General features: G+C 56.4%; 17 protein-coding genes and 1 pseudogene. 14 read left to right on the forward strand and 4 right to left on the reverse strand.

The window, feature by feature from the left end:
* The first annotated feature begins 128 nt into the window (after positions 1-128).
* The 3 genes from ylqF (at position 129) to AB7E65_RS07980 (ending at position 2317) form a co-directional block, all read left to right on the forward strand.
* Positions 129-971 (forward strand): ribosome biogenesis GTPase YlqF, encoded by an 843-nt coding sequence (ylqF, locus tag AB7E65_RS07970; RefSeq protein WP_072285945.1) that lies wholly within the window; start codon positions 129-131, stop codon positions 969-971.
* Between the two features lie 161 nt (positions 972-1132).
* Positions 1133-1855 (forward strand): FKBP-type peptidyl-prolyl cis-trans isomerase, encoded by a 723-nt coding sequence (locus AB7E65_RS07975; RefSeq protein ID WP_072285944.1) that lies wholly within the window; start codon positions 1133-1135, stop codon positions 1853-1855.
* Between the two features lie 174 nt (positions 1856-2029).
* Entirely contained in the window at positions 2030-2317 is a 288-nt protein-coding gene (locus AB7E65_RS07980) for a hypothetical protein (protein WP_072285943.1), read from the forward strand.
* A 115-nt stretch (positions 2318-2432) separates the two neighbouring features.
* Here AB7E65_RS07980 and AB7E65_RS07985 read toward each other — a convergent pair whose 3' ends face one another.
* Complete coding sequence (locus AB7E65_RS07985) at positions 2433-2657, reverse strand: hypothetical protein (RefSeq protein ID WP_145926357.1); 225 nt, start codon at positions 2655-2657, stop codon at positions 2433-2435.
* A gap of 221 nt (positions 2658-2878) precedes the next feature.
* Here AB7E65_RS07985 and AB7E65_RS07990 point away from each other — a divergent pair, with 221 nt between their 5' ends.
* The 7 genes from AB7E65_RS07990 (at position 2879) to AB7E65_RS08020 (ending at position 7515) form a co-directional block, all read left to right on the forward strand.
* Positions 2879-3232 (forward strand): hypothetical protein, encoded by a 354-nt coding sequence (locus AB7E65_RS07990; protein ID WP_072285941.1) that lies wholly within the window; start codon positions 2879-2881, stop codon positions 3230-3232.
* Between the two features lie 15 nt (positions 3233-3247).
* On the forward strand, positions 3248-3667 hold the full coding sequence (locus tag AB7E65_RS07995; protein ID WP_072285940.1) for an SHOCT domain-containing protein: 420 nt from the start codon (positions 3248-3250) through the stop codon (positions 3665-3667).
* Positions 3668-3721: 54 nt separating this feature from the next.
* Positions 3722-4402 carry a hypothetical protein gene (locus AB7E65_RS08000; protein ID WP_320361394.1) on the forward strand — a complete coding sequence of 227 codons (681 nt, stop codon included), beginning with the start codon at positions 3722-3724 and terminating at the stop codon, positions 4400-4402.
* A gap of 166 nt (positions 4403-4568) precedes the next feature.
* On the forward strand, positions 4569-5306 hold the full coding sequence (gene modA, locus AB7E65_RS08005) for a molybdate ABC transporter substrate-binding protein (RefSeq protein WP_072285938.1): 738 nt from the start codon (positions 4569-4571) through the stop codon (positions 5304-5306).
* Between the two features lie 33 nt (positions 5307-5339).
* On the forward strand, positions 5340-6029 hold the full coding sequence (gene modB / locus AB7E65_RS08010) for a molybdate ABC transporter permease subunit (protein WP_072285937.1): 690 nt from the start codon (positions 5340-5342) through the stop codon (positions 6027-6029).
* Entirely contained in the window at positions 6026-7081 is a 1056-nt protein-coding gene (gene modC, locus AB7E65_RS08015; protein ID WP_072285936.1) for a molybdenum ABC transporter ATP-binding protein, read from the forward strand. Before modB ends, modC begins: the two co-directional genes overlap by 4 nt.
* Positions 7082-7314: 233 nt before the next feature.
* Positions 7315-7515: a cold-shock protein gene (locus AB7E65_RS08020; protein WP_072285935.1), complete on the forward strand. Its 201-nt coding sequence runs from the start codon at positions 7315-7317 to the stop codon at positions 7513-7515.
* Between the two features lie 164 nt (positions 7516-7679).
* Here the strand turns inward: AB7E65_RS08020 and AB7E65_RS08025 are convergent, their stop codons facing one another.
* The 3 genes from AB7E65_RS08025 to AB7E65_RS08035 all read right to left on the reverse strand — a co-directional run bounded on the left by AB7E65_RS08025 (position 7680) and on the right by AB7E65_RS08035 (position 11060).
* On the reverse strand, positions 7680-9248 hold the full coding sequence (locus AB7E65_RS08025) for a 4Fe-4S binding protein (RefSeq protein ID WP_428745616.1): 1569 nt from the start codon (positions 9246-9248) through the stop codon (positions 7680-7682).
* On the reverse strand, positions 9245-10180 hold the full coding sequence (locus tag AB7E65_RS08030; protein ID WP_072285933.1) for a DUF362 domain-containing protein: 936 nt from the start codon (positions 10178-10180) through the stop codon (positions 9245-9247). The genes AB7E65_RS08025 and AB7E65_RS08030 overlap by 4 nt, the downstream gene beginning before the upstream one ends.
* Before the next feature lie 373 nt (positions 10181-10553).
* On the reverse strand, positions 10554-11060 hold the full coding sequence (locus AB7E65_RS08035; protein WP_235605503.1) for a hypothetical protein: 507 nt from the start codon (positions 11058-11060) through the stop codon (positions 10554-10556).
* Here AB7E65_RS08035 and AB7E65_RS08040 point away from each other — a divergent pair.
* From AB7E65_RS08040 to AB7E65_RS08055, 4 genes and pseudogenes are all read left to right on the forward strand, one after another.
* Positions 10989-12197, forward strand: a complete 1209-nt coding sequence (locus AB7E65_RS08040; protein ID WP_235605484.1) for a mechanosensitive ion channel family protein — start codon at positions 10989-10991, stop codon at positions 12195-12197. The genes AB7E65_RS08035 and AB7E65_RS08040 overlap by 72 nt on opposite strands.
* Before the next feature lie 150 nt (positions 12198-12347).
* On the forward strand, positions 12348-12635 hold the full coding sequence (locus AB7E65_RS08045; protein ID WP_428745617.1) for a coiled coil domain-containing protein: 288 nt from the start codon (positions 12348-12350) through the stop codon (positions 12633-12635).
* A gap of 84 nt (positions 12636-12719) precedes the next feature.
* On the forward strand, positions 12720-13199 hold the full coding sequence (locus tag AB7E65_RS08050; protein ID WP_428745618.1) for a hypothetical protein: 480 nt from the start codon (positions 12720-12722) through the stop codon (positions 13197-13199).
* Between the two features lie 280 nt (positions 13200-13479).
* A pseudogene (locus AB7E65_RS08055) lies at positions 13480-13955 on the forward strand (site-specific integrase); the annotation flags it as partial.

The following is a 13955-nucleotide window of genomic DNA, read 5'->3' on the forward strand; positions in this document are numbered from 1 at the left end:
CAGAACACCCGCTAGGGATTTCGCCCCCGTGAAGAGAAGCATGGCGGCATGATGCTTGCTGCTTGTCCGAAACGTCAACTTGAAAGGACCGGTCCCCGGAGGGTCCGGGACATACGGTGAAAAGCTGAATGATTAATTGGTTCCCAGGACATATGCACAGTGCCCGGAAGCAGATAGCCGGGGACATGCCGAAAATCGATCTGGTGGTCGAGGTGCTCGATGCACGCCTGCCGGTCGCCAGCAGCAATCCGCTTCTGGAGGAATTGCGCGGCGCCAAACCCTGCATCAAGGTTTTGAACAAGAGCGACCTGGCCGACCCCGAAATCACCAAAGCCTGGGTGCGTTATTTTGAACAACACGCCAAGGGGGTCAAGGCCCTGGCTATCGACGCTACCCAGAAAAACGAGGCATCCCGGCTGATTCGCCTGAGCCGCGGCCTGGTCCCGCATCGCGGTGGCCCCGGCAAACCGCTGCGCATCATGATTGTCGGCATCCCCAACGTCGGCAAATCGACGCTGATCAATACCCTTTGCGGCCGCAGGATTGCCAGGGTCGGGGACCGGCCGGCCATCACCCGCACTTCGCAGCAGGTCGATCTGCGTAACGGTATCTTCCTGTTCGACACCCCCGGCGTGCTGGCCCCCAACCTGGAAGACCAGCGCGGGGCTCTGTGTCTGGCCGCCACCGGAGCCATCGGCGACAACGCCATGGAGCATGAGCGGATCGCAATTTTTGTTGGCGATTTTCTTCTGGAGCGATATCCGCTGCAGGTTTCGCAACGCTTTCGGCTGAAGGAGCTTCCCGAAAACGGCGAAGCGCTGCTTGTTGAAGTGGGCCGCCGGCGTGGCTGTCTGGCGGCCGGCGGTGTCGTTGATCGGCAACGGGCCTCTGAACTTCTGCTGCACGAATTGCAGGCTGGCCGACTGGGCCGCATCAGTATGGAAACGCTCGGGGATGTTGCCGCCGAATGATCGTCGGCAATGCAGGGCGGTCCTCTTCATCGACGGCGTTTGCAGGGTGCACAAGGAGAATTGGCGCCCCGATTCATAAAGGTATTTACAGTTTCTCTGACTCAAGGTAGTCTGACGCGTCTTTTTCAGAAACAGTCCTTTTTGCCCCTGGAGGTAAGGCAATGAAACGCACAATGGGAATCTTTTCGATCGCGGCCCTGGTGCTGCTTATGGGCAGCGGTTGTTCCGGCAAGGAGCAAGCAGCCGTCAAGATGGAGTCGCTGCAGGACAAGGTAAGCTATGGTATCGGGTTGCGCATCGGGCGCGACTTCAAGGCCCAGCAGGTGGAATTGAATCCCGATTTGCTCATGAGGGGGATAAAGGATGGCCTGGGCGATGCCGAACCGCTGCTGACCGAGGAGCAGATTCGGGAAACCATGGTAGCTTTTCAGCAGGAAATGATCGAGCGTGAGAAGACGCGCCTTGAAGAAGCCTCGACTAAAAACGCCGCAGAAGGCAAAAAATACCTGGAAGCCAATGCCAAAAAAGAGGGAGTGGTCACTCTGCCCAGCGGTCTTCAGTACAAGGTGATCACGGAGGGTACCGGCAAACAGCCGACCGCCGAGAATATCGTCAAGGTTCACTATCGCGGCACGCTGATCGACGGCACGGAATTCGACAGTTCCTACGAGCGCAATGAGCCGGCCGAATTTCCTGTTGGCGGGGTCATCCCCGGCTGGACCGAGGCCTTGCAGTTGATGAAGGAAGGCGCCAAATGGCAACTGGTGCTTCCCGCTGAGCTGGCCTACGGCGAGCGTGGCGCCGGCCCCCGCATCGGCCCCAATGCCACCTTGCTGTTCGAGGTGGAACTGCTGGAAGTCAAACCGCCCCAGGCGCAGGAATAAGACGCTTTGCGTCCGGATGTGCAATACGAAAAAAGCGAATGTGCAGACAAGAACCTCCGCATCCTCGGGATCCGGGGGTTCTTGTTTACAAGGTGCGCGATGCAGCGTGGCTGCATTACGATGGGTTGAGCGGTACCTCACCACGGTTATGGGAAAGGCGGTTTTTTGTTGCCTATGAAAACGACAGCAACCTCATCCAACACCATGCTTTGGGCGGCGGGGTTCATGCTTCTGGTCGCGGGCGCCATCGGATCCTGCTCCGGACAGTTGCTGGCGGCCTGCGTCGCGGCGCTGTTTGCCGTTTACCCCCTTTACGCCTGTCGCAATTGGCGCCGTCTGGCCGCAGCCCTGGTTTTGCTGCTGGCGGTCGGGGTTGTGGCGGCCAGTGTCGATGATTTCCAGCGTGAAATGGAAGGATACAGATTGCGGGCGCGCACGGGACAGCCGGCGGCGGGGCGATAAGGGTGCAGGGGGAGAACAGCAGGACCAAAACGTCGAGACCATGGCCGAGGCCGGCAGCCCGGCCGAGGACTGCCGGCCAGGTTGCTGGCGGCGGACTCCGCTGAATTACGAAGGGTTACTGGTTGTCGGTTTCCACGGGTGTCGGTTCGGGAACATCGGGCACCTGAGGGGGGTCGTAGTCGATGCAGCCGGACAGGCAGCTGCGCATGCACTCTTCATAACCCTTGCCTCTGGCGGCAGAGCAACTGCTGGCGCAGTCGGAACCACAATCGGCAATCGCCTGGGTCGATAGGGCTATCAGCAAAGTCAGCAACAGCAGGCCGGTCATGCATTTTTTCATGGTGTTCACCTCCGAAAAAAGGATAAAGGGCAGCATGGTCGGACCGCCCATCGTGGTGGCTCCCCGACCGTGCCGTAAACAAAGAAAAATATATAGGCAGTCGATAGTGGAAAGCCATATAAATTTGTGGCCTTTGACAACGGTTTTCTGAGATTATCGGTATCACCCGGCGTTTTTCTTGAAGGTGCGGGGTTTTTTCAATCTGGAATGAGAGGCAGGTAATGAGACGGATTGTTTGCAGCGCCTTGTTGGCATGTTTTCTGGTTGCGCCGGCTGTGGCCGGGCAGGATCACCCGGAACTTCTGCTTGGTTTGAATACTGATTTTGAGAACCAACAGATCGTCATCGAAGTGGCGAGCAGCGGTTGCACGGTCAAGCAGGACTTCCGCGCGGAATATAAGGATGCCACCCTGACCTTTTTCCGGCTGCGGCGGGATGACTGCAAAGCCATGCCCCGGAAGATCCCCATCCGCTTTTCCCTCGAAGAGCTGGAACTGTCCGCGCACCAGCCTTTTTCTCTGGGTAATCCCATTGTTGTTAACGAAAATTTCGCCGGCCAGTGGCTTCGTCCCTAGCTCTGGAGGTTTTGCATGACGCGCAAAGTGCATGTGGCTCCTGGCGGATTGACCCAGGTGCAGGCGAAGGCGGGGATAGTAATTGCCGTTCTGTTTCTGTTTTTCGGGCTGATTTTTGGCGGGGTGGTGTGGTACGACATGCCCCGTTCCGAAGTCGCCCTCAAGCTGCTGACGGGCGCCTTCTTTCTGATATGGGTGGTGGCCTGCGTGGCTATCATCCTGTTTAATGCGAAATGGCTGGCGGCGAGCCGACGCTCCCAACCGGACACCTTGCTCGATCTGCAAATCGAGGCCTCGGGCGACGGCCCGGATCAAGACAATATGCTGGATTTCGAACAGCGTCTGCGCAAACTTGAAGTGCTCAAGCGTGACGGACTTATCTCGGATGCCGAGTATGCACACAAGCGTCGCGAGATCCTGCGGCAAAAATGGTGAGAACAGGGCCGGACGACAGGGGGCTGTCAAGGCCCGGGCATCGGGGTGCGCGATATGAAAAAAGGCCGGGACTGTAAGCTGTACTGGTTTTTTGTTCTGCTGATAGTGTTGGGGGCGGGCTGCGTCAGGGACGTTGCGTCGGCGGTTGATATGGCCCGGCCGCAGGATGCCGTTGAGCGGTGGACCCTCGATGAATTTTTCACCTGTGAAGTTCCCGTACAGTGGATCAAAGAGAAATCTTTACCGGAAACCGGCATGACTGTCGGCGAAGGGCATGGCGTGATTCTCCACAGCCCCTGGCCCGGGGAGGTGCCGGTGACGATATCTCTGCATTATTACGCTGAAGGAAGGCCTCGCGGCCATTCCCTGGAAGCGTTTGTCCGGGAACATTCCCGCCCGTTCCCGGGAAACATGGAAAATGCTCGCAGCGAAGCGCCCCGCGAACTGCTTGTTGATGGCAAAAAAGCCCTGAGCTTCACCCGGCAACAATACCGTTTTGTTCCCCTTGTGAATATCCTTGGCCCATCCGGCGAACCGTCCGACACCAGGGATCCCAGGGTTTACGAATCCCGCGAACGCATGGCCCGTGCGGTGACGGTTCTCGAACAGGTGGTGGTTGTCCCGGTATCATCGGGGTTTTATGCCCTTGTGTACAGCGCCCCGGAAGCCGATGCAGAAGTCTTCGGCGGCGTTTTCCGAAGAATCCTTTCCACCTTCCAGACGTTGCAACCGTAGTCGACATCGTTTCCTGCACTGAATTTCCCATTGACATTATTGTAGCGCGGTGCCACTATCATGGCGCCATGCGCCGAATAACGGTGCCAGTGCAATCGGCAGGTCTTCTGCAGGTTGCGGCAGTCTGGGAAAAAGCTCTTCATTTCAGTGTGAAAGGATTCTCTCCATGCGCTCCCTCCTGGTTGTTCTGCTCTTGTCCCTTGCCTTTTGCTCGTCTGCTTTTGCTACGGAAGTCCGGCTTTCCGTGGCGGCGAGTATGACCGATGCGATCAAGGAAATCGTCACTGTCTATGCGAAGAAAGGGGAGGATGCCACCGTCCTGCCTAACTTCGCGTCTTCCGGGGCTCTCGCCAAACAGATCGTTCAGGGGGCGCCTGCGGACATTTATATTTCAGCCAATCCCAAGTGGATGAATTACCTGGTAGAGAATAATCGGGTGCCGGGCAAAGGCGTAGGCACCCTTGCCTACAACACGCTGGTGTTTGTCGGGCCCCAGGACCTGCCGGTCAGCTCCCTCAAGGATATCGCCACGCTGCAACGCATCGCTATCGGCAGCCCCAAAAGCGTGCCTGCCGGCCAGTATGCAGAACAGGCCCTTGGCAGGGCAGGTCTGCTCGGACAAATTCAGCCCAAACTGATTCTTGCCAAGGATGTGCGGCAGGCACTCATGTATGCCGACCGGGGTGAGGTGGACGGGGCCTTTGTTTATCGAACCGACGCTTTGTTGGCCAAAAGGGCGGCCATTTTGCTGGAAGTTCCTCAACGTCTCTACGATGAAGTGACCTATCCCATCGCCCTGACGACGGATGGTGCCCAAAACCCCTCGGCAATCGCCTTTTTCAATTTTCTGAAAAGCGGCGAGGCTGCCGGTTTGTTGAAAAAACACGGATTTGTCGTTCGTTGACAGGTTGAATAATTGTCCGGATGGTGCCCAGTCATGATCGAATTTTCTCCCACGGACATTCAGGCCATTGTGCTTTCCGCCAGGGTGGCGTTTACCGCCACCCTGGTTTCCATCCCCTTCGGCTTCGCGGTCGCCTATCTGTTGGTTTTTTCACGGTTCCCCGGCAAGCCCCTTATTGCTGGCCTGGTCAATCTCCCCCTGGTGCTGCCGCCGGTGGTGGTCGGCTATCTTCTGCTCCTGTCCCTCGGAAGTCACGGCTGGTTTGGAGAAATACTCGCCAGATTTGGCGTGCGTGTCATATTTACCTGGAAAGCGGCAGTGGTTGCCTCGATGGTGGTCGGTTTTCCCCTACTGGTGCGTGCCATATGCATCGGCATGGAGGATATTGACGGCCGCCTGATCCAGGCGGCCCGCACGCTCGGCGCGCGATGGTACGATGTGTTGTTCACCGTCATCCTGCCGCTGTCGGGACGGGCCATGCTGGCCGGTGCGACTCTGATGTTTGCGCGCAGCCTCGGCGAATTTGGTGCGACCATTGTCCTGGCGGGCAACATTCCGGGCGTGACCCAGACCATTCCGTTGGCCATTTTCGATTATTCCAGCAGTCCCGGCGGTGACCCCATGGCCCTGGGCCTGTGTCTGGTATCCATCTCCCTGGCGCTGGCTGTGCTGGTGTTCAATGAAGGTTTGATCAAACGTTTTCGGCGGAGAATGCGGCCATGACTCTCGAAGTCGCGCTTGAAAAACAACTGGGTGCTTTTTGCTTCGCTTCAGAATTTTCCCTCAACTGCCGGCGGGTCGGGGTGTTCGGCCCTTCAGGCAGCGGCAAGTCAACCCTGATGCACATGCTGGCCGGGTTGCTCAGGCCGGATCGTGGCTTTATCCGGCTCGACGGCGAGACGCTTTTTGACGGCAGTTCGAAGATCAACCATTGTTCGGAAAAACGCCGCATCGGCGTGGTTTTTCAGCATGCTCACCTGTTTCCGCACATGGGGGTTCGACGCAACCTGCTGTACGGTTACAAGCGCCTGCCGGCCCGGCAGCGCAGGATCGTGCCGCAATCCCTGATCGAAGTACTCAACCTTGGTCCATTGCTCGATCGCGGTGTCGAGTCCCTTTCTGGTGGTGAGCGTCAGCGCGTGGCTCTCGGCCGCACAATCCTGTCGTGCCCGCGGCTCATATTGATGGACGAACCCCTGAGCGGTCTGGACGAGGGGCTCAAGTATCAGATTATCCCCTATCTGAAAAAGGTATTTGCCGAGTTCGGCATCCCCTTTATGTTCATCAGCCACTCTCTCAACGAAATGCGGCTGATGACCGAGCAGGTGCTGGAACTCGCCGATGGTCGCCTCTGCTCCCGGACCTCCCCGCATCAACTGGCTCTGCGTCGCATGGGAAGCGCACCGACGGGCTATGTCAACCTGCTGGAGCTGCAGGATCCCCGTCCGCATAACGGTTTGTGCATCTACCGGTGGGGCACGCAGGAGTTCGTTTTGACGGCCGATGAACAGGAGTCCTCGGGTATGTTTGAACTTTCTTCCAGGGAGATAACTTTGTTCAAACGGCACCCTGAAGCAACCAGTGCGCGCAATATGCTGCGGTGCCGCGTCAAAAAGATCTTTGAGGCCGGAAACCGGGTCGGCATCGAACTCGATTGTGGCGACGGGCATCTGATATCCCAGGTAGTCGGTGAGGCCGTCAGGGATTTGGGTCTGGAGGAAGGCGGGGAAGTTGTTGCGGTGATCAAGGCTTCGGCTTTTCGCAGGCTCTATTGACGGTTGTCCGATATTTTTATTTTTTTATGTGTATTTATGCCTTGCTCTTTCAAACCGTACCGTGCTATGGTGCTTTTACTTAAGCAAGTTTGTGTAAGAGTATTACGCTCGCCAGATTGACAAGGTGTCAACATGGATCAAGCACACAAACCCCTTGGGTTGTGTGTTTTTTTATTTTCCGGGTGAGTGTGTTTACACAACAAAAAAGTCCCGATCGGGAGCATGGAGAAAAAATGGCTGAAGGTACTGTGAAATGGTTTAACGACGCAAAAGGTTTTGGTTTTATCGAGCAGGATAACGGACCTGACGTGTTTGTTCATTTTTCTGCGATTCAGGGTGATGGATTCAAGTCCCTTGCCGAAGGTGACCGCGTGGCTTTCGATGTCACCCAGGGTCAAAAAGGCCCCCAGTCTGCCAACGTGCGCAGAATCTAAGCAAGTCCATAAAAGTGGATCATCAAGGAGCCCCGCGAGAAATCGCGGGGCTCCTTTTTTTTTCGCTCCAGACCTGGCGCATAGTGCCGTGACTGGCGCGGGCCCTGGTCATTGAAGAATCGAACTCCTGCTATCCCCGCTGTTTCATGCTCCTGATCTTTTGTTTATCTGTATCCTGGCGTATCGGTAAAACCGTCATTTCGGCGAGATTCACCCGCCGAGGTGACGAGAATGGCGCTACGGCCGGGAAGGGGGCACTTGTTTTCGCAGATGCCACAGCCGATGCACAGTTCGTCGACCACGTAGGGCTGCCTGATGGTGACAGCCTGACCCTGGTCGTTGAGGACCGTGGCCTGGCGAAAGCGGATGGCTTTTTGCGGGGTTGGGCAGTGTTCTTCGCAGACCATGCAGGGCACGGCTCTGGCAAAGGGCAGGCAGCGGTTGCGGTCGATGTAGGCCTGGCCGATGGTGACCGCCTGCTTTTCGTTGACCGACAGATGCTTGATGGCGCCGGTGGGGCAGACCTGGCCGCAGAGGGTGCACTGATACTCGCAATAACCGATGCGGGGCACCAGGCGCGGGGTGAACATCCCCTCGACTCCGGCTTCGGTCAAGGCCGGATGCAGAGCATTGCCGATGCACACCTGCATGCATTCGCCGCAGCGCACGCACCGGTTCAGGAACGCATCTTCCGCCAGGGCGCCCGGCGGCCGGATCAGATTCGGTTGCGGCTGCCTTTTGAGGGGGCGCACAGCGAACAGAAAAGGCGTCGCCAACCCCGTCAAGGCTGTGCCGAGGAAGGCCCGCCGGCTGAGGCCTTCGGCCAGCGAAAAGGCAGTCCTGCGTGAGGGGCCGAAGGAGAAGTTCTGCTGTGGGCAATGGATGAGGCAGTCGAGGCAGAGAATGCAGCGCTCGGGGTTGACCTGGCTTTGATGGTTAATGGCGCCGCTTCGGCAAAGAGTGCTGCACTGACTGCAGACGGAGCAGGTCGGCTGGCGGTTGGCAATGCGCCAGGGAGCAAAACGTGCCGCCAGTCCAAGCAGGGCTCCAAGAGGGCAGAGGTTGCGGCAGAAAAAGCGGCGCTGCATCCATTCCAGGGCCAATAGCGTCAGGAGCATGGCGGCAGCGGGCAAAACGTTGGTGAATACTTTCTGCTGAAAGGGCAGCACTGTTTCCCGAAGGAACTGATAGACGGGTTCGCTGGCCGCGTTGAGCCAGGCAGGCCCGTGTTGGTAGGTGATGGTAAACAACTTTTCGATGGCCAGGCCGAAGGCCGGATAGATGGCCATGGTCAGCCCGCGCACGAGGATCGAAAAGGGATCCAGGAAGCCGACCAGGGGCAGGCCGAACAGGGCGCTGACCAGGGTTAAAAGCAGCAGGACATAACGTAATTTCGGCAGGGCGGCGGGCAGGGACCGGTCGCGGCGCCCCAGCAGGGGGCGCGACCAGTCGAAAAGAGTGCCCATGGGGCAGACCCAGCCACAGAACCAGCGCCCCAGCAGCAGGCTGGCCAGCAGCACGAAAAGCGCCGGCAGCAGCAGGGTGATGAAGGTGCGGTTTGCCAGGGAAGTCGCCAGCGCGATCAGCGGGTCGATGCGAAAGATCAGGTTGACGGCGCCGGACAACTCGTCCTGCCCCTGGTAGTCAGTACGCACGAACAGGAACAGGAATGCGGCAAAACACAGAAGCTGGCTAAGGCGCCTCCACAAGATTGGCAGGTATGGCTTCTTCATGGTCCCTCTAGCCGCTGAATCTGGCTCAACCGCAGCGTTCCAAGTCCCATGTTGGCTGCAGCGACCGAGCTTCCAAGATCGTCAGGATCACGTCCGAACAAGAGGGTGGCGCAGGCATCGGCCGCTACTGGATCAGCGGAGGCGAGCACCGTATCCTCGATGCGCACGTCCCGCAGGTCGCCGCCCGACGGACCGTTGCGCAGCAACAGACGGGTGGCGTCGATAACCGTCAGAGAGGGACGGATAACCGTGGCCAGATCGGCAAGATTCTGGTCCAGCTTGTGATGCAGCCGACCCCGATTGCCTCCCAGTACCCCCATGCTGTTTTTGAGACCAAGGGTCAGGCCGGCCAGACCGTGGTGCTTGGCCACCGGTACATTGATATAACAGTCAGCTTCCAGCGCATCGCGATAGATCGACCAGCTTTTCAGCACCCGTCCCCGGGGGATGGGTGTCTCGACGAACTTGCGCCGGTCGATGTACTCGCAGCGCACCTTGCCGCTGTTAAGGGCTTCGATGGCCGGCAGGATGCCGCTGTGAGTATAACAGCGGCGCGCCTCGTTGCAGGGCCGGTCAAAGATGCGCACTTGCCTGGCGCCGGCTTCAAGGGCCATTTCCGCCAGGGTGCGCACCACCAGCGGATGAGTGTTGGCTCCCTGTTCCGGACTGCGGTCCCAGCCAATGTTAGGCTTGATCACCACCCTGGCGCCCGGCCGCACAAAAGCCTGCATGCCTCCGATAAGGGTCACCGACCGACGCACCAGATCCGCGTAGTTCTTGCCCCTGGCGATCCCGACCCGTGCTCGCGGTAACCGGGCCGGCGCGACCTGTGCTTTTGCCCTGTTGCCATTGCAGGTGAAGGGCCATTGCAATACCAGGGAAAAGGTGAGAGACCAGAGGGCTGCTTCCTGCAAGAAACGCCGTCGATTCATACCGTCTCCTCTGCAAAAAAACCATCGTAAAAAGTACAGACGAATTCTCTGGGAGCTGTCGCTCGGGCTTTTCTGGCTGCCTGGTATAGCCTGTCCGGGGAACTCGTTACAAGCTACCCCATAGTCAGAATACTATCACAAGGAAAAGCAGTATTGCCGTTTTGCAGTTGTCCTCTGTCATAATGCGTCGTACCCAATAAAATCCCCCGAACCGATTCCGGGTCGGGGGCGGTTTGCATCCTGGTACTGTTTGTGGCCCACTTTTTGAGTTTATTCCATTAGTTTAACTTCGGCATTAATTGTCATCTTCACCTTGGCCGGGAAGCTCCAATAGTTGTGTATTCCTGCCGATTGGATAAGCTTTGTTGAAGACTCAGTTGTAGGGTTGGTTATCTGTTGTTTTATCGGTACGCGGGGCATCCTCGATCAAGATTGTTTCGATCCGTGGCAGGAAGCGCAGAGGATGCGAGTCGCCGGTGAAAACCAGCGTTGCCAGCATCTGATCATTTTTGGAGCTATGGGAAAGTGCTTTGGCTTGAGCAGCAGAGCCTGAACAGAGGTCGGCGCCATGAACTTCCCGCGAAACCCTTGGCGACCAAAGGTTGCCAGCCTCCATCGTATTAACCTGCGGCTTTTGCTCAGCGTGTTGTTTTCCGGGGTGATCATCTGTTCCGCTTTTGCCCAACGAAAACCTTCCCTGGAAACCAGTGAGTCGCTCTTCACCGAGGAGACCACTCAGGTTGCCGAACGAATCGAGGTTCAGCCGGTCTCCAACGATCAGGCGATCGACACACGCCTGACCAGAATCATGGAGGCGACCGGATGGTTTTCGGACATTGCTGTGCAGGTCGAAGAGGGAGTGGTTTTTCTCGACGGACATACCGGTTCTGCGGACTACCGAACCTGGGCCGGGGATTTGGCCAGAAAAACCAGCGACGTGGTAGCGGTGGTCAACCGTATTCAGATAGCTGAAATTTCTCCTTGGGATTATTCCCCCGCAGTAAATGAGCTGCAGGCCCTCTGGGAGATGACCCTGCAAAGAGTGCCGCGGCTCCTGCTTGGCCTGCTGGTTCTGTTTATGGCCGGAGTCACCGCCTGGATGGTGGCCCACGGGGTGAGGAAAACTTTTGGGAACAGGCTGAATCCTCTTTTGCGCGATGTGGCGGCGCGGTTGCTGGGGGTTTTTGTTTTTCTGCTCGGGTTGTACCTGGTCCTGCAAGTCGTCGGTCTCTCAGGTCTTGCCGCCACGGTCCTTGGCGGCACGGGGGTAGCCGGTCTGGTGGCGGGGATTGCCTTTCGCGATATTTTGGAAAACTATCTCGCGAGCATCCTGATCAGCCTTCGTAATCCTTTCCGGATCGGGGACATGGTGGAGATTGTCGGGCATACCGGCCTCGTGCAACGGGTAACGACCCGCGGCACGGTGCTGATGGATTTGGACGGCAACCACGTACAGATTCCCAACGCGACGGTATATAAGAGCATTATCCACAACTACACCGCCAATCCCAACCGTCGGGAGAACTTCGAGGTGGGGATCGGCTTCGAGAACAGCATTTCCCTTGCCCAGAATTTAGTCAGGGATATTCTCAATGAGCACCCTGCGGTACTCAGGGACCCTGAGTTCCTGGTTCTGGTCGACCGGCTTGGTTCAGCCACTGTGAACCTCAAAATTTACTTCTGGTATGACGGCTCGGCTTACAACGGACCCAAGGTCAAATCCTCGCTGATCCGAATGGTCAAGCGGGTCTTCCAGGAACATGAGATTTCGATGCCCGACGAGGCCAGAGAGGTGCTTTTCCCCGAAGGGGTATCGGTCCGCATGTCGGAGGCGTTGCCTGTCAGGCGAACGGAGGAATCGCCTGCCAAGACCACCCCGCCGTTCGTCGGTACGGAAGCGGACACCACCGAGGCTGAAGGGAATCTTGCCAGCGAAGACAAGCAGCTTCGTGAGCAGGGCCGCAACTCCAGAGTCCCTGAGGAGGGCGATAACCTTCTCGAAGAAAATCCAGCGTAAATGAACTCCTTGACCGACAGGTAGTGGAGCCGCCTGGGTGTGAAGGAGGGTCAGGCAGGGGGTGGCCCTTTTCTGTTGACCCGCTATTTTGAATGATACATCCAAAAAGCGCACAATTTTGTCCGGGGATACTTACAAAGGAGAAAAATCATGAGCATGAAAGAAGCATACCAAAAGAAGCTTCAGGCTCAATTAGACGAGTGGAATGCAGAGATTGACAAACTCAAAGCGAAAGCTGATAAAGTGGAGGCCGATGCACAAATTGAGTACTACAAAAAAATTGAAGAGCTTCGCTCCATGCATGAGACGGCCAACAGAAGACTTGCGAAACTTAGGGAAGCCAGTGATGACGCATGGGATGATCTCAAATCAGGTATCGATAGTGCTTACAACTCGCTCGGCAACGCTTTAAAGTCGGCTGTTTCCAGGTTTAAGTAATTAATTATTCAGATTTTGGACATTTAAAGTAGAAATCATTTATTCTAAAGGTCATTTACCCAAGACATGTCAAGGAGATAGCAAATGAAGTACATAAAAACTAACAACTCTATACTCATGTTAGTTGCTCTGCTCTTAATTACACTGACAAACTGCACAGATACATCTGAAGAAAAAAAGGCGATACCTGAAGACGAAACTTCCATAAATGAGGTGAAACAGGAAACGCAGGATTTGATTCAAACACTTGAGGCCTATACCGCCGATCAGCGGGACGAAGCGGTTCAGAGGGCCAGAACGGCTTTAAGTAATCTGGATGAGCGTATAGATGCACTGGAAAAACGTATCGACGGCAACTGGAATCAAATGAACGAGGCCGCTCGTGAAAAAGCGCGTGCCAACTTGGAAGCCCTTCGCAAGCAACGGAATCAAGTTGCCGAATCGTATGAGAGCATGAAGGCCAGTTCAGTCGATGCCTGGGACCACATGAAAGATGGGTTCTCTGACGCATATAAGGCTCTTGCGGATGCCTGGGAAAAATCTGAAAAAGAATTTAGTCCCTAAAAAGTGTCAGCGAATTTGAAATACAAAAAAACAGGCACTTGGAAATTCATCCTAAGTGCCTGTTTTTATTGGAGCCACCCATCGGATTTGAACCGACGACCTACTGATTACGAATCAAAAATCTTAATATTCCGACCTATTCCCACGCTGTCCCCAGAAGTCTATAAAACCCATTGACCACAATGCAGTTATTGGATATTTATGTTCACATAAAGTCCCGGGATGTCCCATGCTCTTACATTGAAAAGTGGGGACAGGATGGGGACAGGAAGGAGCGGAGATGGCTGAGAGCAGTTGGAAGAAGACCAAGTACCCTGGCGTCAGGTATAGGCAGCATTCTACCCGGAAGAATGGTGTACAGTTCGACAGATACTTCGTGATCCGCTATCAGCGGGATGGGCAGCGGATTGAGGAGCCAGTGGGTTGGGCCTCCGAAGGCTGGACGGCAGAGAAGGCCGCCGCTGAATTGGCCGCACTGAAATCTGCTGCACAGAAGGGTGAGGGGCATCGTTCTTTTAGGGAGAAGCGAGAAGCTGAAGAGCTTCGCAGGCAAGCCGAAGCCCGCCAAGCAGAGAGAAATAAATCCTTTGGTGAAGTGATTGATCTGTTCTTGGTTGATGCGGAAAGCCGCCTTCGGCCCAAAACTGTGCAGGGATATCGCTCCTGCCTCAACGAAGCCAAGGAAGCCAAGGACTACCGACCAAGCAAAGACATTCCGGCCCTGAAGGGTTGGCCCATTCGCGACATTGAAAGGCG

It is taken from the genome of Syntrophotalea sp. (assembly GCF_050253115.1).
Taxonomy (GTDB): Bacteria; Desulfobacterota; Desulfuromonadia; order Desulfuromonadales; family Syntrophotaleaceae; genus Syntrophotalea; species Syntrophotalea acetylenica.